Genomic DNA, 24,456 nt, shown 5'->3' with positions numbered 1-24,456 from the left:
GGCATTTGGGCAGTTTATAAACAAACGCGCGGTAGTATAAAGGCAAGCCAGACGCATTGATATACCCGTTAAAGCGACGGGTGATAAGGAGATCATCAGCAATGGCTTTCAATATCTGGAAAATTGGTCTGCATATTCAGCAACATGAAGTGCTGGCTGTCGCTATCGTTCGCGAAGCATCAGGTTGGTATCTGCAGCGCTGGTGGCGTATACCGCTGACGCCTCAGGTTATCGTCGATGGCCACATTCGCGAGCCTGAACAGCTGGTCGCCGCGCTACTGCCGTGGAGCCGGGAGCTCCCTCGCCGACACAATATTCATCTCTCTTTTCCCGCCAACAGGACGTTACAAAAAAAGTTTCCTCGTCCGACAATGACGTTACGCGAGCCAGAGCAAACCGCATGGTTGTCCGGTTCGATGGCGCGTGAACTGGATATGGCTCCGGATGCACTGCATTTTGATTATAGCGAAGACACTTTGAGCCCGGCGTTTAACGTCACTGCTGCGCAAAGCAAAGAGATTTCAGCGCTTCTGACGCTTATCCAAACCCTGAAGGTGCAGGTTACGGCGATTACCCCGGACGCCAGCGCGTTACAGCGATTTATTCCCTTCCTGCCGGAGCATCACCAGTGTCTGGTATGGCGCGATGATGCCCAGTGGTTATGGGCGACCCGTTCAGCATGGGGACGTAAATCAACGGGCGATATTAGCTGTATCGAGGAGCTTGCCACGACATTATCTCTGCCCACGACAGCCATTGCGCAATGCTCCCCCGGCGGCTTCGATCCTTTAAGCGCCGTGTCTGTACGCCAGCCGCCCATTCCAACGCAAAGCCATCACTTCGCCATTGCGCTGGGACTCGCTATGGGGGGCGTGTACTGATGATTGCGACCATTAATCTTCTGCCCTGGCGTCAGGCTCGGCGTTACGCTTGCCTGCGCTTCTGGGGCATCTTATTTAGCGCTTCACTCTTGCTTAGTATTGGCGTGTTGTTGCGCTATTACAGCGTTTTGAGTGTAGAAAATCGGGCTGAATTGTTGCTGGCAGACGCCGAAAAAATGCGGGCCGAGGCCCTCATGGCGCTGAAGCCGCGTGTGCAACAGCGCCAGCAACGATGGCAGCAGGTTCAGGCGCGGAACAAACAGCGTGAGCAGACCCGAAGCTGGCAGCGGGCTTTGCAAGGGCTGGCGGAATTACTGCCGGAGCAGGCGTGGTTAACAAAAATGACCTGGCAGCAGGACACGCTGGAACTGACGGGAAACACGCTGAACTTTGCCGCATTGAAGGTATTGGAAGCGCAATTACGCCAGTTGCCGTTGTTTATGTTGAACAGCCCTGGAGAAACGCAGCAGGATGCGCAGGGACGCTGGCAATTCCACTTTCGACTGACACGGAGCGATGCGCATGATAACGCTCTGTGATGTCTGGTTAGCGCAGTCGCCACGCTTTCGACTCATATGCTGGTGCGGCTGGATGTTGGGGTTACTCATACTGGTGACGCTATGTCTTTACCCCGTAGCGCGGGAGCGGACTATGCAACGCGAGTCGCTGGTCCAGCAACGTGCGGCTATTCAGATGCAATGGCGAGATGTATATCTGCTGGCGGCATCACCAGCAGAGTCTGAAGAGAAACTGACCTTGTTCTCCCCGCTGCTGTTTCAGAATTCACTTACCCGTCTTATCCACTGGCAACCCTCAGTTCAGGGGGGAGAGATGGCGCTGATATCGGCCTGGGATGCTATCCCGCTGACGTTTGTCCAGTTGGCGGATCAGGGGATGAACGTCAGCCGATTTTCGCTTAGCGCAGAAGGCACAGAGCTGCTGCTAACGCTACAGCTGGAGCGCCTGAATGATGGTTGAACGCTGGTTGTTGGCATGTATAAGCGTACTGATGCTCACCGGTATGCGTAATCCCTTCCTGCCGCCGGAGGACCGTTGTCAAATTGCTGAGCTGTCGACATGGCGTTTTCAGGGCATGGTGAGTCAGGGCACACGACCCATCGGCATCGTTCAGGATAGCCAGAAAAAATGGCGGCGGGTTAAGCGAAATGACGTCCTGAAAAACGGTTGGACGATTATGCAGATAACGGCCCAGAACATAACCCTCGACACAGAAAAAAACTGCGAACCGCCGCGGTGGCAGTGGCAGCGACAAGGAGCGGTAAATGAAGCGATGGATAGCGTTGATAGTAATGGCACTGGCGGTCGGGATAACGAGCGCGCTGGCGACGAAACCGCAAAACGTGACGCTGGTGGTCGATGATGTGCCGGTTACGCAGGTATTGCAGGCGCTGGCTGAACAGGAACAAAAAAACCTGGTGGTTTCGCCGGATGTCAGCGGTGTGCTGTCGCTGCATTTGACGGATGTCCCCTGGAAGCAGGCATTGCAGACGGTGGTAAAAAGTGCCGGGCTGGTATTACGTCAGGAAGGCAACGTCCTGCATGTGCATTCTGTTCAATGGCAGAGTGAAAATGCGGCTCGTCAGGAAAACGAGCAGGCGCGGATTCAGGCTAGTCTTCCGCTGGAACATCGCAGCATCATTTTGCACTATGCTGATGCCACCGAGCTGGTAAAAGCCGGAGAAAAGCTGCTCAGTGCTAAAGGAAGCATGACGGTGGATAAACGAACCAATCGCTTACTGCTGCGTGACAATCGTGTTGTTCTCGACACCCTGGAAACGTGGGTAGCGCAAATGGATTTGCCAGTTGCCCAGGTTGAACTGGCGGCGCATATCGTCACCATTAATGAAAAAAGTTTGCGTGAGCTGGGGGTGAAGTGGTCACTGGCTGATGCACAACAACCGGGGGCGGTTGGGAATGTCACAACGCTTGCCAGCGATCTCTCTGTAGCCACCGCCACATCCCGTGTGGGATTTAACATTGGCCGTATTAACGGTCGTTTACTGGAACTGGAGTTGTCCGCGCTGGAGCAAAAACAGCAACTGGATATCATTGCCAGTCCACGATTACTGGCATCTCACCTGCAACCTGCCAGTATTAAGCAGGGCAGTGAGATCCCTTATCAGGTCTCCAGCGGTGAAAGCGGTGCGACATCCGTCGAGTTCAAGGAAGCGGTACTGGGGATGGAGGTGACGCCAACGGTGTTGCAGAAAGGGAGAATCAGGCTGAAACTGCATATCAGCCAGAATGTTCCGGGACAGGTTCTACAACAGGCAGATGGCGAAGTGCTGGCTATCGACAAGCAAGAGATTGAAACGCAGGTCGAGGTAAGAAGCGGCGAGACGATTGCGCTTGGCGGGATTTTTTCACATAAGAATAAATCCGCAGCCGACAGCGTGCCGCTATTAGGCGACATTCCCTGGCTTGGCTCTCTTTTTCGCCATGATGGTAAAGAAGATGAACGGCGCGAGTTAGTGGTCTTTATTACGCCCAGACTGGTTTCAACGGAATAACTTATGCATGAAAAGCCGTTGTTTTTGCACTGAACACGTTTCAGGGATTTGACGTGAGGGTGTATTTAGCATACAAGGAGTACCGATTTGAGCGTCGGTACTTTTCTTTACTTATGCGGCAGTGAATACGCTTTGCCTTTCCGGTGGTGTGCCATAGGCTTATTGGGTGTCATTTGGCTGCGCGATACGTCGCCAGGTCTGATGTTTGCAGGGTAGCATGCCTGCCACGACCAGAAATGCGTTAGGTTTGGTGATTTATTCAGTTGCCAAACCCGCTTGAGTATTGAGATAATTTTCAGTCTGACTCTCGCAATATCTTATGAGGTTTCAGTTCATGTCCTGCTGCGCTGGGTGTCTGCGAAGCGGGTTTACCATTAACGAATAGTCTTAGTAGTACCGAAAAAATGGCAGAGAAACGCAATATCTTTCTGGTTGGGCCTATGGGTGCCGGAAAAAGCACTATTGGGCGCCAGTTAGCTCAACAACTCAATATGGAATTTTACGATTCTGATCAAGAGATTGAGAAACGAACCGGAGCTGATGTGGGCTGGGTCTTCGATGTAGAAGGTGAAGACGGCTTCCGTGATCGCGAAGAAAAAGTCATCAACGAGTTGACGGAAAAACAGGGTATTGTGCTGGCAACTGGCGGTGGCTCTGTAAAATCACGTGAAACACGTAACCGTCTTTCCGCGCGTGGCGTCGTGGTCTATCTTGAAACGACAATTGAAAAACAACTTGCGCGTACTCAACGTGACAAGAAACGCCCGCTGCTGCAGGTAGAATCACCGCCTCGTGAAGTTCTGGAAGCGTTGGCTGACGAACGCAATCCTCTGTACGAAGAGATTGCTGACGTGACCATTCGCACCGACGATCAGAGCGCAAAAGTCGTAGCAAACCAGATTATTCATATGTTGGAAAGCAACTAATTCTGGCTGAATACACACTCGTCTGCGGGTACAAGTAACTAAGGTGGATGTCGCGTAATGGAGAGGATCACAGTCACTCTCGGGGAACGTAGTTACCCTATCACCATCGCGGCTGGTTTGTTCAATGAACCAGCTTCATTCTTACCGCTGAAATCGGGCGATCAGGTTATGTTGGTGACCAACGAAACCCTGGCCCCCCTTTATCTCGATAAGGTTCGCGGCGTACTTGAACAGGCGGGTGTTAACGTTGATAGCGTTATCCTTCCCGATGGCGAGCAGCATAAAAGCCTGACGGTTCTGGATACGGTTTTCACCGCGTTACTGCAAAAACCGCACGGTCGTGATACCACGTTAGTTGCCCTTGGCGGCGGCGTGATTGGCGATCTGACCGGTTTTGCGGCAGCCAGCTATCAACGTGGTGTTCGTTTTATTCAAGTCCCGACAACTCTGTTGTCGCAGGTCGACTCCTCCGTTGGCGGCAAAACCGCCGTAAACCATCCCCTCGGTAAAAACATGATTGGCGCGTTTTACCAACCGGCCTCCGTGGTGGTGGATCTCGATTGTCTGAAAACGCTTCCTGCGCGTGAGCTGGCATCGGGGCTGGCGGAAGTGATCAAATACGGCATCATTCTTGACGGTGAATTTTTCAGCTGGTTGGAAGACAATCTGGATGCGTTGTTGCGTCTGGACGGTCCGGCGATGGCGTACTGTATTCGTCGTTGTTGTGAGCTGAAAGCAGAAGTTGTCGCAGCAGACGAGCGTGAAATGGGCTTACGTGCTTTACTGAATCTGGGGCACACGTTTGGCCATGCGATCGAAGCTGAAATGGGTTATGGCAATTGGTTACATGGTGAAGCGGTGGCCGCTGGTATGGTAATGGCTGCCCGTACGTCTGAACGTTTGGGTCAGTTCACCTCCGCTGATACGCAGCGCATCATTACGCTGTTACAGCGAGCAGGCTTACCGGTGAATGGGCCGCGTGAAATGTCCACTGAGGCTTATCTGCCGCACATGCTGCGAGATAAAAAAGTGTTAGCGGGAGAGATTCGTTTGGTGCTTCCGCGAGCGATAGGGAAGAGTGAAGTGCGCGGCGGAGTGTCGCACGAGGTGGTTCTTAACGCTATTGCTGATTGCCAGCAGGCGTAACAACAAGAAAGGTCAGGCTTACGTTGCGAAACGTAGGTCTTTTAGCTTCAGGTTATGTGCAAAGTCGTAAGCATTAACCTTTGAGTGGGGTGTTAAATGGATGAATTCAAACCAGAAGACGAGCTGAAACCCGATCCCAGCGATCGTCGTACTGGTCGTTCTCGTCAATCGTCTGAACGCGATAATGAGCCGCAAATCAATTTTGATGATGTTGATCTGGATGCTGACGATCGCCGTCCTGCGCGCGCACGCAAAGAGCGTGATGAAGAGCAGGACATTGAAGAAGAGTATGAATCTGATGACGATACCGTGGATGAAGAGCGTGTAGAACGTCGTCCGCGCAAGCGTAAGAAAGCCGCCAGCAAGCCTGCCTCCCGCCAGTATATGATGATGGGCGTGGGTGTTCTGGTACTGCTGCTGCTGATTATCGGCATTGGTTCTGCGCTGAAAGCCCCCTCATCTTCTTCCAATGAGCAGGCAGCATCTGGTGAGAAGAGCATCGATCTCTCTGGCAGCAATGCAACGGATCAGGCGAGTGCAACGACACCTGCAACGGGCGCAGAGCAGACTGCTGGCAATACCCAGCAGGATGTTTCCCTGCCACCGATTTCCTCTACCCCGACTCAAGGTCAGACACCTGCGGCAACTGAAGGGCAGCAGCGTGTTGAAGTGCAGGGCGATTTGAACAACGCTCTGACACAACCGCAAGGGCAGGAGCAAGTTAACAACGCTGTGGTTAACTCTACGCTGCCGACCGAACCTGCGACCGTTGCGCCGATGCGTAATGGTAATGCTGCGCGCCAGACTGCGAAAACGGAAACGACTGAACGTCCTGCGTCTACGCATCAGGAACGTAAACAGGCCGTAATTGAGCCGAAGAGCAAATCGCAAACTACGGTGAAAGCGACGCCGACAGAGCCGAAACCTGTTGCCCAGGCAAAACCAACCGCAACTGCGCCGACTACCACAACCAAAGCACCTGTGGTAACCGCTACGCCGAAAGCGACCGTTGAGCCGAAAGCAACCACGACGGCGCCAGCACAGACCGCAACGCCTGCGCCAACGGCGACAGCAACAACGACAACACCTGTTGCTGGCGGAGCGAAAAGTGCAGGTAACGTTGGAGCGTTAAAATCTGCGCCGTCCAGCCATTACACGCTGCAGCTCAGCAGTTCTTCTAACTACGACAACCTGAACGGTTGGGCGAAGAAAGAAAACCTGAAGAACTATGTGGTGTACCAGACAACGCGTAACGGTCAACCGTGGTATGTTCTGGTAACAGGCGTGTATGCGTCTAAAGAAGATGCGAAACGTGCAGTGTCTACGTTACCCGCTGATATTCAGGCGAAAAACCCGTGGGCAAAACCGCTGCACCAGGTTCAGGCCGATTTGAAGTAAGATAGGATATGTTCTGCAATGGTTTGCTGTTTCGCCCAATTGCGGGACAAAGACTAAAGCGCAGGATGCTGTCGGAGCTTTCTCCACAGCCGGAGAAGGTGTAATTAGTTAGTCAGCATGAAAAAAAATCGCGCTTTTTTAAAATGGGCAGGGGGGAAATACCCCCTGCTTGATGATATTAAACGGCATTTACCTCAGGGTGAGTGCCTGATTGAACCTTTCGTGGGTGCCGGGTCGGTGTTTCTCAACACCGACTTTTCTCGTTATATTCTTGCCGATATCAACAGCGACCTTATCAGTCTCTACAACATCGTGAAGACGCGTACCGATGAGTATGTGCAGGCTTCTCGTGAGCTGTTTATGCCTGAAACCAATCAGGCTGAGGTGTACTATCGGTTCAGAGAAGAATTTAATGCCAGCCAGGATCCGTTCCGCAGAGCAGTGCTGTTCTTGTATCTGAACCGCTTTGGTTACAACGGATTGTGCCGTTATAACCTGCGCGGCGAGTTTAACGTCCCGTTTGGGCGTTATAAAAAACCTTACTTCCCGGAAGCCGAGTTGTACCATTTTGCTGAGAAAGCGCAGAATGCGGAGTTCCATTGCCTCTCCTATGAAGAGTGCATGGATCGTGCGGATAGCAACTCTGTGGTCTATTGTGACCCGCCTTATGCACCACTTTCGGCGACGGCAAATTTCACTGCGTATCACACCAACAGCTTTAGCCCGAAAGAGCAGGCGCATTTGGCCGAGATGGCAGAAAAGCTGGTCAGTAAGCAGATCCCAGTGTTAATTTCGAACCACGATACGCCCGATACCCGTGAATGGTACCGAGCGGCGAAACATTTTCAGGTCAAAGTGCGGCGCAGCATAAGCAGCAATGGCGGCACGCGTAAAAAGGTGAACGAACTGCTGGCACTGTATAAACCAGGAGTTGTAACGCCTGCGAAGAAATAAATCTCAAGGAGAAGCGGATGAAACAGTATTTGATCGCCCCCTCAATTCTGTCGGCTGATTTTGCCCGCCTGGGTGAGGACACTGCGAGAGCGCTGACTGCCGGTGCCGACGTCGTGCACTTCGACGTCATGGACAATCACTACGTACCGAACTTGACCATCGGACCGATGGTACTGAAATCGCTGCGTAAATATGGCATCACTGCCCCGATTGATGTTCACCTGATGGTGAAACCGGTCGATCGTATTGTCCCGGACTTCGCCGCCGCCGGTGCCAGCATCATTACTTTTCACCCGGAAGCCTCCGAGCATGTTGATCGCACTTTACAGCTGATCAAAGAGCATGGCTGTAAAGCGGGCCTGGTGTTCAACCCGGCAACGCCGCTGAGCTATCTGGACTACGTCATGGATAAGCTCGATGTGATCCTGCTGATGTCCGTTAACCCAGGCTTTGGCGGGCAGTCCTTCATCCCACAAACGCTGGATAAACTGCGCGAAGTGCGTCGTCGCATTGATGAATCTGGCTACGATATCCGCCTCGAAGTGGACGGCGGTGTCAAAGTGAACAACATTGGCGAAATTGCCGCGGCAGGCGCAGATATGTTTGTCGCAGGCTCCGCTATTTTCGACCAACCAGACTACAAAAAAGTCATTGATGAAATGCGCAATGAACTGGCGAAGGTAAGTCATGGATAAGTTTCAGGATATTCGGGGCGCTGCATTTGACCTCGACGGCACGCTGGTCGACAGCGCGCCGGGATTAGCCGCAGCGGTGGATATGGCGCTGTATGCGCTGGAATTGCCGGTTGCCGGAGAAGAACGCGTTATCACCTGGATTGGCAACGGTGCAGATGTACTGATGGAGCGCGCGCTGGCGTGGTCTCGTCAGGAGCGCGCGACATTACGTAAAACGATGGGTAAACCGCCCGTTGATGATGATATTCCCGCTGAGGAACAGGTACGTATTTTGCGTAAGCTGTTCGACAGATACTACGGTGATGTCGCAGAAGAGGGGACATTCCTGTTCCCTGATGTTGCCGACACGCTGGGCGCGCTGCATGCGAAAGGATTGCCGCTGGGTCTGGTAACCAACAAACCGACCCCGTTTGTCGCGCCATTACTCGAAGCATTAGATATCGCCAAATACTTTAGCGTGGTCATCGGTGGTGACGACGTGCAGAATAAAAAACCGCATCCGGATCCGCTGCTGCTGGTGGCAAGCAAGCTTGGCATCAAGCCTGAGCAAATGCTCTTCGTAGGGGATTCACGCAATGATATTCAGGCGGCAAAAGCTGCTGGCTGTCCGTCCGTTGGCCTGACCTATGGCTACAACTACGGTGAGTCGATCGCGCTGAGCCAGCCCGACGTTATTTACGACCGTATTAATGAACTACTGCCCGCTCTCGGGCTTCCGCATAGCGAAAATCAGGAATCAAAAAATGACTAAGCCCATCGTTTTTAGTGGCGCACAGCCCTCAGGTGAATTGACCATTGGCAACTATATGGGTGCGCTGCGTCAGTGGGTGAGCATGCAGGATGACTACCATTGCATCTACTGCATCGTTGACCAACATGCCATCACCGTTCGTCAGGATGCTCAGCAGTTGCGTAAAGCAACGCTCGATACGCTGGCGCTGTACCTGGCATGCGGTATCGATCCTGAAAAAAGTACAATTTTCGTGCAGTCTCACGTACCGGAGCATGCACAGTTAGGTTGGGCGCTGAACTGCTACACCTACTTCGGCGAGCTGAGCCGTATGACCCAGTTCAAAGATAAATCCGCACGCTATGCGGAGAACATCAACGCCGGCCTGTTTGATTATCCGGTACTGATGGCGGCAGACATTCTGCTGTATCAGACCAACCAGGTACCGGTTGGCGAAGATCAGAAACAGCATCTGGAACTGAGCCGCGATATCGCCCAGCGCTTCAACGCCCTGTATGGCGAGATCTTCAAAGTGCCTGAGCCGTTCATTCCTAAATCCGGCGCGCGCGTGATGTCGCTGCTGGAGCCGACGAAGAAAATGTCCAAGTCGGATGACAACCGCAACAACGTGATCGGCCTGCTGGAAGATCCGAAATCTGTGGTTAAGAAAATCAAACGCGCGATGACCGACTCTGAAGAGCCGCCTGTTGTACGCTACGACGTGCAGAACAAAGCGGGCGTTTCCAACCTGCTGGATATCCTCTCTGCGGTCACCGGCCAGAGCATTCCGGAGCTGGAACAGCACTTCGAAGGCAAAATGTATGGTCATCTGAAAGGTGAAGTCGCAGAGGCCGTTTCCGGTATGCTGACCGAGCTTCAGGAGCGTTATCACCGTTTCCGTAACGATGAAGCTTTCCTGCAGAAAGTGATGAAAGACGGTGCGGAAAAAGCCAGCGCACGTGCTTCTGTTACGCTTAAAGCCGTTTACGAAGCGATTGGTTTTGTCGCCAAGCCGTAATGCGCTCTGTGTTGTTGAAGAAACCGGGTTACGCCCGGTTTTTTTTCGCCTGTTGGTTTGTGAACCTCAAAAAATGTGAAGCGCCTCGCCGTTTGCATATTTCCTCATTGCGTTATATCTTCACTTTAATGAAGATATAAATATTCAATTTACTGAAAATATAAAATGCGTCGGACATTTATCAAGAAAGAGGGGGTTGTGCTGACAACCCTGGCTCGTTACCTGCTCGGTGAGAAGTGCGGTAACAGATTGAAAACTATTGATGAACTGGCAGCCGAGTGTCACTCATCGGTAGGGTTAACTCAGGCTGCGTTGAAAACGCTGGAATCCTCTGGGGCAATCCGTATTGAGCGTCGTGGGCGTAACGGTAGCTATTTGGTGGATATGGATAACCGTACGCTGCTAAAGCATGTGGATATTAATAACGTGGTCTGTGCGATGCCGCTGCCTTACACCCGTTTATATGAAGGACTGGCGAGTGGGCTGAAAGCGCAGTTCGATGGGATCCCGTTTTATTATGCACACATGCGTGGGGCTGATATTCGCGTGGAATGCCTGCTAAACGGCGTCTACGACATGGCGGTGGTTTCTCGTCTGGCGGCGGAAAGTTACCTTGCTCAGGACGGGCTGCGCATCACGTTGGCGCTGGGACCGCATACCTACGTTGGCGAGCATCAGCTAATTTGTCGCAAGGGCGAATCTGCAGATGTAAAACGTGTCGGACTCGATAACCGTTCGGCGGATCAGAAAATCATGACCGAGGCCTGTTTTGGCAACCGTGACGTTGAATTGATCGATATGCCTTATCACGAAAGCTTGCAGCGCATCGCGAAAGGGGATGTGGATGCGGTTATCTGGAACGTGGTTGCCGAGGCCGAGCTGGCGGTACTGGGGTTAGAAGCCACGCCGCTCACCAACGATCCGCGATTTCTGCAGGCCACGGAGGCCGTGGTACTTACCCGCGCAGAGGATTATGCGATGCAGCAGCTACTGCGCGCCGTTGTTAACAAAGAGGCGCTGCTTGCCCACCAACAACGTGTGGCGAACGGTGAACAGGAACCCAGTTATTAAGTGAAGGCAAACGACATGGAAAACAGGCTTAACCTGCTGTGTGAAGCAGGCGTTATCGACAAGGATATTTGTAGCGGCATGCTGCAAGTGGTCAGGCGGTTGGATGAAGAGTGGCGTTTGCCGATTCACAGCGAGCAAGGAACCATGGCGATGACCCATATGGCGAGTGCGTTAATGCGCAGTCGCCAGGGCGAAGTGATTGAAGCGCTGGATGGTGAGTTGCTGGAGGAGTTGGCGCAATCTCATCTCTGGCCAACTATTTTGCTGGTACATCAGGCGCTGATGAAAGAGTTTACGGTTGCGCTGCACGCGAATGAAGAAGGCTATATGTTGGCGAACTTGTATGGATTGTGGATGGCGGCGAACGAAGGTGTCTGAAATCACTGGGAAATGAGCTTATTGCATCTTAAATATTCAAAAAAATGAATATTTAACTGAAGGATTAGAAACGAGGCAGAGAAATGTTTATAGACGCATTGAAACGCCAGAACCCTGCGCTAATCTCCGCCGCTATCGCGTTATGGCAGCAGGGAAAGATCGCCCCTGATAGTTGGGTTATTGATGTTGACCAGGTCATTGAGAATGGCAAACGTCTGCTGGATGTCGCGGGGCAACATGGTATCTCGCTGTATCTGATGACCAAACAGGTTGGACGTAACCCGTGGCTGGCGGAGAAACTGTTGCAGCTTGGCTATGAAGGCATCGTGGTTGTCGATTACAAGGAGAGTCGCGTCATGCGCCGTGCCGGGTTGCCGGTTGCGCATCAGGGACATCTGGTGCAGATCCCGTCGCGGCTGGTCAATGAAGCTGTAGCGCAAGGTACTGAAGTCATCACATTGTTCTCACTGGAGAAAGCGCGCGAAGTTTCCGCTGCTGCGGTGAAGGCCGGTTGTGAACAGAACGTGATGCTGAAGGTGTACGACAAAGATGATTTTCTCTACCCGGGACAGGAAAGCGGATTTCCGCTGATGTATCTGACGGATGTGGTCAATGAAATCCGCAGACTGCCGGGCCTGCGCCTGAGCGGCCTCACCCATTTCCCATGCCTGTTATGGGATGAAAACTCCGCGCAGACGATGCCGACGCCTAATCTGCATACGCTGGTAAATGCCCGACGTCAGTTGGTTGAGGCCGGGATTGCCATTGAGCAGCTTAATGCGCCGTCAGCCAGTAGCTGTTCGTCACTCCCTTTGCTGGCGGAATATGGTGTCACCCATGCGGAGCCGGGTCATGCGTTGACCGGCACCATTCCTTCCAATCAAAAAGGCGACCAGCCGGAACGCATTGCGATGCTGTGGTTGAGCGAGATATCGCACAATTTTCGCGGGGACAGTTATTGCTACGGCGGGGGCTATTATCGTCGCGGCCATGCGCAAAATGCGCTGGTCTTTACGCCAGAAAATGACGCGCCGATCGCAGCGAAGCTAAAACCCGTGGACGACAGCAGCATTGACTACTACCTGCCTGTGGCCGGTGAGTTTCCGGTGAGCAGCGCGGTGATCTTCTGTTTTCGCACCCAGATCTTCGTGACGCGTAGCGACGTGGTGCTGGTGTCGGGCATTCAGCGCGGCGTAGCTGAAATCGTCGCGCGATACGACAGTCTCGGCAATATTCTGGAGGACTAATGGCCCGATTCGTGGTGTTGGTAATCGACAGTTTTGGCGTTGGCGCAATGAAAGACGTCACGCGGGTCAGGCCGCAGGATGCCGGAGCGAATACCTGTGGTCATATCCTGGGCAAACTCCCGCAGTTACGGCTGCCAACGCTTGAGAAGTTGGGGCTGATTAACGCTCTGGGCTTTGCGCCTGGCGTGATGAAACCTTCGGAATCGGCGGTCTGGGGCGTTGCGGAACTGCAGCATGAAGGGGGAGATACCTTTATGGGCCATCAGGAGATTTTAGGCACACGGCCTCAGGCCCCGCTGCGGATGCCATTTAGCGACGTCATTGATCGCGTTGAGCAAGCGCTAAAAGCCGCAGGCTGGCAGGTGGAACGTCGCGGCGGCGACCTGGCGTTTCTTTGGATCAACGATGCGGTTGCAGTGGGCGATAACCTCGAAGCGGATTTAGGTCAGGTCTACAACGTCACTGCCAACCTGTCCGCTATTGCGTTTGATGAGGTGCTAAAGATTGGCCGCGTAGTGCGTGAACAGGTTCAGGTCGGGCGCGTCATCACCTTTGGCGGCCAGCTTGCGAACAGCCAGCGCATTCTGGATGCCGCCGAAACGATGGAAGGGCGCTTTGTCGGCATTAATGCCCCACGCTCCGGCGCGTATGAAAGCGGTTTTCAGGTCAGGCATATGGGCTTTGGCGTAGATGAGCAGGTACAGGTACCGCAAAAACTGCATGACGCCGGAATCCCTACCGTGCTGGTCGGTAAAGTAGCGGACATCGTTGGCAATCCGCACGGGCGCAGCTGGCAAAACCTGGTAGATAGCCAGCAGATTATGGATATCACGCTTAACGAATTTAACGCGGAATCGACGGTATTTATCTGTACCAACATTCAGGAAACCGATCTCGCCGGACACGCTGAAGACGTCGCACGTTATGCCGAACGGCTGCAGCTTGTTGATCTTAATCTTTCACGCCTTCTGACCGCTATGGAGCCAAATGACTGTCTGGTGGTCATGGCCGATCACGGCAACGATCCGACCATAGGGCACAGCCACCATACCCGGGAAGTTGTGCCGGTATTGGTGTATCAACAGGGGCTTGAGCCTGCGCAATTAGGCATCCGGGCGACGTTATCCGATGTTGGCGCTACGGTGTGTGAATTTTTCGGCGCGGCGGCGCCACAAAACGGCTGTTCTTTTCTCTCGGCATTGCGCCTTACAGGAGACACCTTATGAACTTTGATCCGACGGGCTACACCTGGGTCCACGAACATCTGCATATCGATCTCTCCGGATTTAAGAATAACCTCGACTGCCGGTTAGATCAGTACGATCTCATTTGTCAGGAAATGAAGGATCTCCGGGCGTCAGGCGTCAGCAACATTATTGAGATGACCAACCGCTATATGGGACGTAATCCGCAATTCATGCTCGACCTGATGCGCGATACCGGCATCAACGTCGTGGCCTGCACAGGCTATTACCAGGATGCGTTCTTCCCTGAACATGTTGCGGCGCACAGCGTGGAACAGCTCGCGCAGGAGATGGTCGATGAGATAGTCATCGGTATTGATGGCACTGAATTGAAGGCCGGAATTATCGCGGAAATTGGCTCTAGTGAAGGCGTGATTACGCCGCTTGAAGAGAAGGTGTTTATCGCCGCGGCACGGGCACACATCGAAACCGGACGCCCCATCTCAACCCATACCTCTTTTAGCACGATGGGAGTGGAACAGCTGGTGTTGCTACAGGCGCACGGCGTCGACCTTTCCCGCGTAACCGTTGGTCACTGCGACCTGAAAGATAATCTCGACAATATCTTACGCATGATCGAGCTCGGCGCGTATGTGCAATTCGATACCATCGGAAAAAACAACTATTACCCGGACGAGAAACGCATCGCCATGCTGCACGCGATACGCGATCGCGGACTGCTTAGCCACGTCATGCTCTCTATGGACATTACCCGCCGCTCGCATTTAAAAGCCAATGGCGGCAATGGCTACGACTATCTGTTAACCACCTTTATCCCACAGCTGCGCCAGTCAGGATTCAGTCAGGCCGATGTGGACATGATGTTACGTGATAACCCCTCAAAATTTTTCCAATAAGGACAGAATCATGAAAAAGATTGGCGTTGCTGGCTTACAGCGTGAGCAGATTAAAAAAACCATCGAAACCGCAGCACCGGGCTGCTTTGAAGTCTCCATTCATAACGATATGGAAGCGGCGATGAAGGTGAAATCCGGACAACTGGATTACTACATCGGCGCTTGTAACACCGGCGCGGGTGCAGCACTGTCGATTGCCATCGCGGTGATTGGCTACAACAAGAGTTGCACTATCGCCAAGCCGGGTATTAAGGCGAAAGACGAACATATCGCAAAAATGGTTGCGGAAGGGAAAGTGGCGTTTGGTCTCTCCGTCGAACATGTTGAACATGCGATTCCGATGCTGGTTAACCACCTGAAATAAAAGGCATGACTATGGATCTGTATATTCAGATTGTGGTGGTGGCCTGCCTGACCGGCATGACGTCACTTCTGGCACACCGCTCGGCGGCCGTTTTTCATGACGGCATCCGCCCGATTCTGCCGCAACTGATCGAGGGGTACATGAACCGCCGTGAGGCGGGAAGTATCGCGTTTGGTCTGAGTATCGGCTTTGTAGCGTCGGTGGGGATCTCCTTTACCCTGAAAACCGGCTTGCTCAACGCCTGGCTGCTGTTCCTGCCGACGGATATTCTCGGCGTGCTGGCAATGAACAGCCTGCTGGCGTTCGGTCTGGGCGCTATCTGGGGCGTATTGATTCTGACCTGCCTGCTGCCGGTGAACCATCTGCTCACGGCGCTGCCGGTGGATGTGCTGGGTAGCTTGGGTGAATTAAGTTCGCCGGTGGTTTCTGCATTCGCACTCTTCCCGCTGGTGGCGATTTTCTACCAGTTTGGCTGGAAACACAGCATTATCGCGGCGGTGGTGGTACTGATGACCCGCGTGGTGGTGGTGCGTTACTTCCCGCATCTGAACCCGGAATCAATTGAGATTTTTGTGGGGATGATGATGCTGCTGGCGATCGCCATTACGCATGATATTCGCCATCGTGGCGATGAAGAGATGGATGCCAGCGGGTTATCTGTCTTTGAAGAACGAACCTCACGGATTATTAAAAACCTGCCGTATATTGCCATCGTTGGCGCGCTGATTGCCGCCGTTGCCAGTATGAAAATTTTTGCTGGTAGCGAGGTCTCAATTTTTACGCTGGAAAAAGCCTATTCAGCGGGGATTACGCCTGAGCAATCGCAGACGCTGATTAACCAGGCGGCGCTGGCGGAATTTATGCGTGGGTTGGGTTTTGTGCCGTTGATTGCCACCACCGCGCTGGCAACCGGTGTGTACGCGGTAGCGGGCTTCACCTTTGTTTATTCCGTTGGTTATCTGGCACCGAACCCGTGGATAGCGGCAATCCTTGGCGCTATCGTGATTTCCGCGGAAGTGCTGCTGCTGCGCTCAATTGGCAAATGGCTGGGGCGTTATCCGTCAGTGCGTAACGCATCGGACAATATTCGTAATGCGATGAATATGCTGATGGAAATGGCGCTGCTGATAGGCTCGATTTTTGCCGCCATTAAGATGGCTGGCTACACCGGTTTCTCGATTGCGGTGGCGATTTACTTCCTTAACGAATCGATAGGGCGTCCGGTGCAGAAGATGGCGGCCCCGGTCGTGGCGGTGATGATTACGGGTATTGTGCTGAATATTCTCTACTGGTTTGGTCTGTTTGTTCCGGCCTGAGGAGGCGTAAAACATGAAGACGTTCCCTCTGCAAAGTCTGACGCTCGCGCAAGCACAACAAAAGCAGTTTGCGCTGGTGGATACGCTCTGCCGTCACTTTCCTGGCGCTGACTTTCTGGCTGGTGGCGATTTTGGGTTGGCCCCGGGACTGAATCAGCCCCGGGTCACGCAGCGAGTGGAAAAGGTGCTGGCCGAGGCGTTTCATGCTGAAGCCGCCGTGCTGGTTCAGGGGGCTGGCACCGGGGCTATTCGCGCTGGGCTGGCCGCACTGCTCAAACCCGGGCAGCGGCTGCTGGTACACGACGCACCTGTGTATCCTACAACACAGGTGATCATCGAGCAGATGGGCATCACCCTGGTCAGGGCTGATTTCAACAGCCCCTCGGCAATCATGCGGGCTATTACGCAGTATCGCCCTGATGCCGCGCTGGTACAGCATACGCGGCAGCAACCGCAGGACCATTACGTTTTAGCGGATGTGTTGGCGGAAATAACACAATGTGGCGTACCGACATTAACCGATGATAACTACGCGGTGATGAAAGTAGAGGGTATCGGCTGCGAGTGTGGGGCGACGCTGTCCACCTTTTCCTGCTTTAAGCTCTTCGGCCCGGAAGGCGTAGGGGCGGTTATCGGCAAGGCAGAGGTCATCGCTAAAATTCGTAGCACCCTCTATTCCGGCGGCAGCCAGATCCAGGGAGTGCAGGCGCTCGAGGTTCTTAGCGGTCTGGTTTTCGCTCCGGTGATGCATGCGGTGCAGGCTGGTGTTTCTGAGCGTCTGCTGAATCTGCTCGATAGTGGAGCGATACCTGAGGTGAAAAAAGCGGTTATTGCTAATGCCCAGTCGAAGGTGCTGATCGTGGAGTTTCACCAGCCGATTGCCGCCCGTGTGCTGAAAGCGGCGCAAGAGAGAGGTGCGCTACCGTATCCGGTAGGAGCGGAGTCGAAATATGAAATCCCGCCGCTGTTTTATCGCCTCTCCGGGACCTTCCGTGAAGCGAATCCAGAGCTGAGCGACTATGCGATTCGTATTAATCCCAATCGCAGTGGCGAGGACACGGTGCTGCGGATTTTGCGGGAAAGCGTGAGTGCATGTGAGTGAGCGTAAATCTAAAATGAAAAAACCGGGAAATTCCCGGTTTTTTTGTATCTGCGCAATCGCGTATATTATTGATTTGCAGCCGGGCCGCAGCCACCAATAATTTTAGAAATTGAAATCGCCGGATGGAATAAATAATCGTAGCTACAGTTGTTTTTTGTGTTTTCAATATGACCAGTACATGCGGTCAGCGTAGCCAGAATCCCTGCAACAATGGTGATTTTTGCAAATTTAAACATATCAAAATCCTTATTAGGTATCTATTTTTAAATGGATGAAATCCATTTCTCGGTCGTTAAAATATCAGGTAATAGGGCATTGATGTAGTCCAGATAAGGACTTTGTATTATTTATTAATTATTTGTTTGGTGAATTTATGGGTTATAAATGCGGTCTGATTTTAATAAATAATATCAGACCGCCAGCGCTATTTATTTAGCGAAATGTTTTCTTGAAATTCAACATAAAGCCTTTATCGCTGATACCGTCCTCTTTCCACTGGTAAGCATCCAGGTTCAGGCTGGCATCTTTGGCGCTGTATTTCACGCCGACGGTTGCCAGGCCGTTCATGCCGCCGCCTTTCTGACCATCATCGAGACTGAACTGTTGACCCGCCACACCCTGCAAAGACGCTGAGCGCTGGCTCTTGCTGTAGCTCAGATTTGGACCGCCCTCAAGCGTCATGTTAGCGCTCCAGCCATTTTGACCTGTATAGTTCGCTTTCAGGCCGACGATAGAATCAACAGCTGTTTCACTTCCACTGTTCATGCTCAGGTTGAAATCACCCGCGCTGCGTTCTTTGTAGCCGTCTTCCAGCGTGTGACGTAATTTCACTCCTGCGTATGGCGTGACCGACAGCCCCTCATCCAGGGTAAAGGTTTTCGCACCTTCACTGCGGAATTCGAGGTATTGTTGACGCGTGCTGGAATCCGCAACTTTGCTGACATCGCCATAAGAGACAGAGCGGTTGCTGTCGAGATTGTGTACGTCATAACGCAGGGCGTTATTCCACGCCAGTCCGTCTTCAAACGCCATGCTGTGCTTGAGACCGAAGAACTGACTGAAGCCGCCAGTCAGGCCATTGTCGCCCACTTTTTGTGAACCACTGCCGTCCAGACGGGCGATCCCGTACTCCATCGTCAGGTTCTGGCTGGTGGTCAAATCAAGCGTCTGACGTAGCGCTAGCATGTCGTACTCGGTGTCGTTGCCCAGTTCGGCACGCGGATCGCCCTTCGCCACCACGTTGAACGCCAGACCATTCGCGTTCACCTGCGGCGCAGCGCTGGTCAGCATGTTGAAGCGGTTGCTGAGTACGCGCGCTTCACGGAATACAGTGGTGGCCTGGCTGCCACTCACCTGCTTCAGGGCACTGTTGAGCTCGGCGGTGGTGCCAACGTTTAGGCTGGTATACAGCTCGTTGTTGGTGTAGCCTGCATCCAGCGCCTGGGCGACGCTGTCGACGCTGCTGTCGGTCGCCACGTCGGTGTAGGCGTTTTTGGTCATGGTGACATCTACGTTGCCGTCGGTGTCGGTGCTGCCCTTAGCATTCCACACCACGCTGGTGGATCCGATGTTTTCCGCGCCCTGGATATTGCTACCGGTAAAGGCGTTATCCACCACGATAGTAGTGTCTGCCGTGCCCGCGGTAAATCCGGTACCCACTTTTACATTGTCGCCAATCACCAGATTGTTAGCTTTCAGCGTGCCGGAGCTGCCGTCAGCGTTGGTGCCGACAATGTAGTTAGAGAGCTGTTGCGGCGCGTTCGGATCGGCTGGCGGCGTCGGGATGTTTCCCTGAGATGGTGCAGTATCCGCGTCTGGTATAGCGATATCCGCAGCGCCGTCTTCGTTGGTGTAGGTGGTTCCTGGCGCATAGATACCGCAGCCGCTATCACACAGCAGATTGATCTCGCCGTTATTGATAATGGCTTTTGTCGTGCCGCCAAAGGCATAAGAGTTATCCGCGTATACGTTGATTACGCCGTCAGCCGTGTTGTTGATCGTGGTTTTCGAACCATTGCCCTTGATTCCGATAAGCCCGGTGCCGTTGGTGTCATCGATTTGCCCCTGTTCGGTACCAACGTTAATGGTGCCACTGTTAACCAGGTTGACAATATAGCTGGTGGAGCCGCCGCTGATTGCGACAGCGTTGTTGCCCTGTACGTTGATGGTTCCCTGGTTGGCGAAGTTATAGCCGCGTCCGAGGTTGATGAGCGGCGCATTTGGGTTAATGCCGTTAATCACGCCTGTTTCGGTATTCCAGATCCATTTACCATTGCTGTTTGAATCGGTACTGGCCGTGGTGATGGCGCTGTAGCCGTTAGTGGCAGTGATAGTGCCGCTGTTGACCTGAGAGAGAGAGTCGCTGGTGCGTGTGACATGGACAATAGTATTTTCGCCGCCCGCTACCGCGCTGCCGCTGTTACTGAGTGTTGCCCCCGCATCATTGTAGAGCAGGAAGCTGCCGCTCATCAGCGCTTTACCGTCTTCCGTCACCGTCATACCACCGTTGTTGACGATTTCCTGCTGGTAGCTGCTTGCTGAAATAGCCCCGATAAAATCACCATCGTTAAAGAAGGTGGTGTTGCCGCCGAGGGTCAGTAGATCGGTGGTGATGCTGCCGCCCGCACGGTTGTACGTGGTTGCATTGGCCTTTATTTTATCGGCGTTCAGAGTTCCTTTGTTTTCCAGACCACCTGCGTTGATGCTCAACGTACCATCAACGGTCAGTGCGGCATCCGCTTCGTTGTATAGCCAGCTTTTCGCATCAACATTGCCGTTAAGCGTTTCGTTGCCGTAGTTTGCCAAGGGGGTGACGCTGATGAATCCGCTGGCGGAGGTTTGGGTGTCGCTGTCGCCGCTGCCCGCCAGCACCTGCAGCCACAGCTGATCGCCTGGCGTGGAGCCCATATGCGTATCCTGATCATCCATCGGGCTACCGTTGAGGTTGATCTGGCCATTATTGATGATGTAGCTGCTGCCGTCGGCATAAAATGCCTGGCCGTAGCTGGCATCAATATTGATAACGCCTGTCGCGCTATTTATTGCTGTCCCTCCTGCGGTCGCGGCCATACCAACCAGCAGGGGAGTCTCTGTTCCCACGTTCTCATCGCTGGTTAAATTGATGGTGCCCTGGTTAATCGCCGTACCGCCTGACAGGGCCGACATACCGAAGCCCGCATTATGGACGGTGATGGTGCCGGTATTCGTTACCGTAGCGCTACCACTACCGCTATTACTGGAGCCTGCTACCATTCCGCTACTGCTCACTCTACGGTCGGAAGGCGCCCAGTAACTTTCGCTAATGATGTTACCGTCTGCATCCAGCGTCTGCTTAAAACCGTCGACATAAATCGACCCGGCGTTAAGTGCTGTTCCTTTGGATGCGGTCATACCATATAACCCTGCTCCGTAAAGGGATATTTCGGCCCCGGCGTCGTTGAACACCGCGGCATTGTTGTAGGCCAACATGCCGTAAACCGTATTGCTATACCAGGCGATTGGATAGAGGAGGATGCCGCCTTCGCCGTAAGGCGTTGACCCGGTGGTCAGCGTGATGCTGCCGCCTGCGGCATTGACTGCGGTCGAATTTTTTCCATCGGCTTCGAGGGTTGCTATCATGTTGTACTTGGTGGTGTTGGTTGTTGCTTTGATATCACCGCTATTTTTAACCGATGCTCCATTTGAGGCACGCATGAGGGTTGTTATACCGCTCATGTTAATTGCCCCCTGATTTTCAATAGAAGAGTTCGTACCGCCTGCTGCCATTATTGCATTGAGGCTGAAGTACTGGCTGTCAATGAAGTTATATTGAATATCCACCACCGAAGTGTCGTTAAATATAACTTCTCCGCCATTTGCCACATTAACCAGGGCGGTACTGCCTCCGGAGATATCTTTAATTTTCAGCTGAGAATGTCCATCCAGCGTGACGTTGCTTTCGCCATTGATATTAATGCCGGTAACGAGGGAGGAATACATCCCCGGGACGGCAGACTGGTCAATATTGATCCCTCCCATCAGATCAACATTATTGCCATCGCCAGTAATGTTAAGCCCGATAGAATTTAGGTAGCCGCCCGAGTCGTTACTCGTCTGATCGCTGGAATAAATGGTGAGAGCACCGGATAAACTTACCTGATTATTATCACCAGTGATATCAATACCGGATAAAACATCACTGCTTGCCATTTTGCTATTATTGGCAAAATCACTGTTAAGCGATACGCTGCCGGAGATATCGGTGGTGGTATCATCGCCAATAATGGAAATGCCGGTTGCGCCACGATAAACACCCGTACTGTCCTGCGTTGAGTCGACAATGATATTGCCACCGAGCGTGGTCTGCGCTTCATTGCCACTCACCAACGTCCCCGTACCGTTGAGGCTAACCTGGATATTGCCTTTGTTTTTAAAGGTGTTCCCCTGGCCGGCCACCACGAAGCCGATAGACGATGTATCCTGTACTGTGGCATTACCGGTATTGCTAAGGGTGTTGTTCTGGCCATAGGCGACAAGACCCGTAGCACCATGAGTCACCAGCAGATCGCCGGTTTGGATCAGACTGGAGTCATTGCCATCAATAACGGCGGCTATTGAGCCTGCGCCATCGGCCGTAATATCGCCCGTGTTGGTAATGCGAGTGCTGTCACCATTGATTCGTGTACCGGTTGCACCATCGGTAATGGTTTGCTGTCCCTGACTGATAACCTGCGTATCGTCACCTTCAATATACAGTGCAGTGGAACCGGTGCCGCTGGCTGTAACATCCCCTGTATTGTCGACGACTGTATCGTTGCCAGTAATTTTCGCTCCTGTACCACCGTCAGCTACATTGAGTTCACCATCGTTAGTGATATGCGCTTTATCGCCATTAATGATCGTTCCGATTGAACCCTGTCCGCTAATATCGGAGGTTCCGGTGATATTCACACTGGAATTGTCACCGTCAATGATCATAGCGATAGCACCGTTGTTGACGGTGATATCGCCAGTCATATTAACAGTGGCATCATTACCGTTGATATGAGTGCCAGTAGCGCCATCGGATATATACTGTGCGCCTTCGCTGATGACGGTGGCGTCGTCGCCGCTAATATTTAGCGCAGACGATCCCTCTCCGCTGACGGTTGAGTTCCCTTTATTCTCGATGAACGCATTATCCCCGGTAATGTGTCCCCCGGTGCCACCGTCGGTGATAGTCATTTCACCTTCATTGACGACGCGCGCGTTATTACCGTTGATAACAGAGCCAGTGGAACCTTCACCGCTGATGTCTGAGATTCCGGTATTATCGATCGTAATATCGTCGCCATCGATAACCAGACCTGTACCACCGTCAGTGACGTCGATACCGCCTGAGATGTTGGTTGTCGTGCCATTACCTGAAATAAATGCGCCGGTCGCGCCGTCAGTGGTCGATTGCCCTGAAATGGTGTTGATAGTGTTATCGCCGGTAACAATAATACCAATAGCGCCATCGCTTACCGTGGAGTTGCCATTCAGCGTGTTTTGTGTGTTATCGCCGGAAATAATCACACCCGTTTCATTCTCACCGCTGATCACCAGCCCGCGTTCGCTGGTATGCGTTGCGCCGTCCTGGTCGGTAATTAGCGTCCCTTTGCTGGCGACAATCAGGTTACCGCGACTGTCATATTTCCAGAAACGCCCATCAGAGGTTGTGCCGCTGAAAACGGCATTGTTGTCATCGGTGATGTGCCATTTATCGGCAACCAGTTGCGTGCCGTCTGCGGCAGTCAGGATGTAGCTGTTGCCATCTGTTGATTTTTGCCAGCTCAGAACCACATTGGTGGCGCTGGTCGCTGCGGTATTAATGTTTAGCTCATCCAGTGTGACCGTTGCCGCGCCGTGATCGGACGTCACGCCGTTATCATAGATATTTACGCGAGTATCAGGCGGAGTGACATCGCCGCCATCGTCAGGCGGGGTGACATCGCCACCGTCGTCAGGCGGAGTGACATCATCGCCACCGTCGTCAGGCGGGGTGACATCATCGCCGCCATCGTCAGGTGGTATCGGTGTTACATTATCGTCTGGAGGGAGTGGTGAGGTATCCTGATGGCGAGCATGACCGCCGCCGTTGTTATCTATACCAATGGCGACGCCGGCAACCAGAGCCGCTACTCCCCCTGTTACCCACCCCCAGTGATTGTCGTTTTCAGGCAATGCAGCAAGACAGGCTGCAGAGAGTTTTTTACGTTCTTCTTTGGATAATAAGGAAATGTTTTTCGGACAATCTTCATTGTCATCGTTGTTATCTGAGGCAAATGCTGGGGTGTACCAGGGTTGTAATGCAACCGCAATCGCAATAGCAATGATCTTTCTTCTTTTCATAAGAATCGTCCTTGGTTATATAACATCCTGTAATTGGAAATGAAATTCTTAAATGTAAGTGAAATATGATTAGTCTAGGGAATTTCATTCAATGAATATTATTTTACCATCGATATATCGGACCTGGTCAAATAGGCCCTCGGAGCTATTCATTTTTCTGATGAATGTAGTTTGCTTGTTTTGTGCGGGCGGGAGGCGCTTTATTGATAATTATGCGTTTTTTTATCTTCGTGTATTTCTAGAGTGA

The 24,456-nt window shown here is 52.7% G+C and carries 22 protein-coding genes; 20 read left to right on the top strand and 2 right to left on the bottom strand.

Features of this window, described 5'->3' with window-relative positions:
- Positions 1-101 precede the first annotated feature (101 nt).
- The 20 genes from OGV71_RS05630 to OGV71_RS05535 all read left to right on the top strand — a co-directional run bounded on the left by OGV71_RS05630 (position 102) and on the right by OGV71_RS05535 (position 17,858).
- Positions 102-881 (top strand): type IV pilus biogenesis protein PilM, encoded by a 780-nt coding sequence (locus tag OGV71_RS05630; protein WP_204583217.1) that lies wholly within the window; start codon positions 102-104, stop codon positions 879-881.
- The gene (locus OGV71_RS05625) at positions 881-1,420 is read left to right on the top strand and encodes a PilN domain-containing protein (protein WP_204583218.1); all 540 of its coding nucleotides are present in this window, start codon (positions 881-883) and stop codon (positions 1,418-1,420) included. The genes OGV71_RS05630 and OGV71_RS05625 overlap by 1 nt, the downstream gene beginning before the upstream one ends.
- Positions 1,404-1,859, top strand: a complete 456-nt coding sequence (locus tag OGV71_RS05620) for a HofO family protein (protein WP_032932729.1) — start codon at positions 1,404-1,406, stop codon at positions 1,857-1,859. The genes OGV71_RS05625 and OGV71_RS05620 overlap by 17 nt, the downstream gene beginning before the upstream one ends.
- On the top strand, positions 1,849-2,262 hold the full coding sequence (locus tag OGV71_RS05615) for a HofP DNA utilization family protein (protein ID WP_003837912.1): 414 nt from the start codon (positions 1,849-1,851) through the stop codon (positions 2,260-2,262). Before OGV71_RS05620 ends, OGV71_RS05615 begins: the two co-directional genes overlap by 11 nt.
- Complete coding sequence (hofQ, locus tag OGV71_RS05610) at positions 2,165-3,412, top strand: DNA uptake porin HofQ (protein ID WP_008321545.1); 1,248 nt, start codon at positions 2,165-2,167, stop codon at positions 3,410-3,412. The genes OGV71_RS05615 and hofQ overlap by 98 nt, the downstream gene beginning before the upstream one ends.
- 404 nt (positions 3,413-3,816) lie before the next feature.
- Positions 3,817-4,338 (top strand): shikimate kinase AroK, encoded by a 522-nt coding sequence (aroK, locus tag OGV71_RS05605; protein WP_003023552.1) that lies wholly within the window; start codon positions 3,817-3,819, stop codon positions 4,336-4,338.
- Positions 4,339-4,395: 57 nt separating this feature from the next.
- Positions 4,396-5,484 (top strand): 3-dehydroquinate synthase, encoded by a 1,089-nt coding sequence (aroB, locus tag OGV71_RS05600; protein WP_003837915.1) that lies wholly within the window; start codon positions 4,396-4,398, stop codon positions 5,482-5,484.
- 96 nt (positions 5,485-5,580) lie between these two features.
- Positions 5,581-6,882 carry a cell division protein DamX gene (damX, locus tag OGV71_RS05595; RefSeq protein ID WP_071697072.1) on the top strand — a complete coding sequence of 434 codons (1,302 nt, stop codon included), beginning with the start codon at positions 5,581-5,583 and terminating at the stop codon, positions 6,880-6,882.
- A 117-nt stretch (positions 6,883-6,999) separates the two neighbouring features.
- A complete protein-coding gene (dam, locus tag OGV71_RS05590) occupies positions 7,000-7,836 on the top strand; it encodes an adenine-specific DNA-methyltransferase (RefSeq protein WP_003023558.1) in 837 nt (278 codons plus the stop codon).
- A 17-nt stretch (positions 7,837-7,853) separates the two neighbouring features.
- The gene (rpe, locus tag OGV71_RS05585; RefSeq protein ID WP_003023561.1) at positions 7,854-8,531 is read left to right on the top strand and encodes a ribulose-phosphate 3-epimerase; all 678 of its coding nucleotides are present in this window, start codon (positions 7,854-7,856) and stop codon (positions 8,529-8,531) included.
- Positions 8,524-9,282 carry a phosphoglycolate phosphatase gene (gene gph, locus OGV71_RS05580; RefSeq protein ID WP_003837920.1) on the top strand — a complete coding sequence of 253 codons (759 nt, stop codon included), beginning with the start codon at positions 8,524-8,526 and terminating at the stop codon, positions 9,280-9,282. Before rpe ends, gph begins: the two co-directional genes overlap by 8 nt.
- Positions 9,275-10,279, top strand: coding sequence for a tryptophan--tRNA ligase (trpS, locus tag OGV71_RS05575; RefSeq protein ID WP_003023564.1), 1,005 nt, complete (start codon positions 9,275-9,277; stop codon positions 10,277-10,279). Before gph ends, trpS begins: the two co-directional genes overlap by 8 nt.
- Before the next feature lie 165 nt (positions 10,280-10,444).
- The gene (gene yhfZ, locus OGV71_RS05570; protein WP_044701428.1) at positions 10,445-11,350 is read left to right on the top strand and encodes a GntR family transcriptional regulator YhfZ; all 906 of its coding nucleotides are present in this window, start codon (positions 10,445-10,447) and stop codon (positions 11,348-11,350) included.
- 15 nt (positions 11,351-11,365) lie between these two features.
- A complete protein-coding gene (locus OGV71_RS05565; RefSeq protein ID WP_003023568.1) occupies positions 11,366-11,728 on the top strand; it encodes a hypothetical protein in 363 nt (120 codons plus the stop codon).
- 83 nt (positions 11,729-11,811) lie between these two features.
- Positions 11,812-12,975 (top strand): YhfX family PLP-dependent enzyme, encoded by a 1,164-nt coding sequence (locus OGV71_RS05560; protein WP_003023571.1) that lies wholly within the window; start codon positions 11,812-11,814, stop codon positions 12,973-12,975.
- On the top strand, positions 12,975-14,201 hold the full coding sequence (locus OGV71_RS05555; RefSeq protein WP_204583219.1) for a phosphopentomutase: 1,227 nt from the start codon (positions 12,975-12,977) through the stop codon (positions 14,199-14,201). Before OGV71_RS05560 ends, OGV71_RS05555 begins: the two co-directional genes overlap by 1 nt.
- Positions 14,198-15,076: a phosphotriesterase-related protein gene (locus OGV71_RS05550; protein ID WP_032937263.1), complete on the top strand. Its 879-nt coding sequence runs from the start codon at positions 14,198-14,200 to the stop codon at positions 15,074-15,076. The genes OGV71_RS05555 and OGV71_RS05550 overlap by 4 nt, the downstream gene beginning before the upstream one ends.
- Positions 15,077-15,086: 10 nt before the next feature.
- Positions 15,087-15,440: a DUF2620 domain-containing protein gene (locus OGV71_RS05545; protein WP_003023576.1), complete on the top strand. Its 354-nt coding sequence runs from the start codon at positions 15,087-15,089 to the stop codon at positions 15,438-15,440.
- 11 nt (positions 15,441-15,451) lie between these two features.
- Entirely contained in the window at positions 15,452-16,756 is a 1,305-nt protein-coding gene (locus OGV71_RS05540; protein ID WP_046671293.1) for a YhfT family protein, read from the top strand.
- Between the two features lie 13 nt (positions 16,757-16,769).
- The gene (locus tag OGV71_RS05535; RefSeq protein WP_286532816.1) at positions 16,770-17,858 is read left to right on the top strand and encodes an aminotransferase class I/II-fold pyridoxal phosphate-dependent enzyme; all 1,089 of its coding nucleotides are present in this window, start codon (positions 16,770-16,772) and stop codon (positions 17,856-17,858) included.
- Positions 17,859-17,923: 65 nt separating this feature from the next.
- Here the strand turns inward: OGV71_RS05535 and OGV71_RS05530 are convergent, their stop codons facing one another.
- Together OGV71_RS05530 and OGV71_RS05525 are read right to left on the bottom strand one after the other, a co-directional pair.
- Positions 17,924-18,094: a YhfL family protein gene (locus OGV71_RS05530; RefSeq protein WP_071697075.1), complete on the bottom strand. Its 171-nt coding sequence runs from the start codon at positions 18,092-18,094 to the stop codon at positions 17,924-17,926.
- Between the two features lie 196 nt (positions 18,095-18,290).
- The gene (locus tag OGV71_RS05525; protein ID WP_286532813.1) at positions 18,291-24,209 is read right to left on the bottom strand and encodes a pectate lyase-fold domain-containing protein; all 5,919 of its coding nucleotides are present in this window, start codon (positions 24,207-24,209) and stop codon (positions 18,291-18,293) included.
- Between the last annotated feature and the right edge of the window lie 247 nt (positions 24,210-24,456).

This window comes from Citrobacter sp. Cf088 (assembly GCF_030334295.1).
Taxonomy (GTDB): domain Bacteria; phylum Pseudomonadota; class Gammaproteobacteria; order Enterobacterales; family Enterobacteriaceae; genus Citrobacter; species Citrobacter freundii.
The sequence above is the reverse complement of the archived record's forward strand: the minus strand, read 5'-3'. Positions and strand labels throughout refer to the sequence as shown.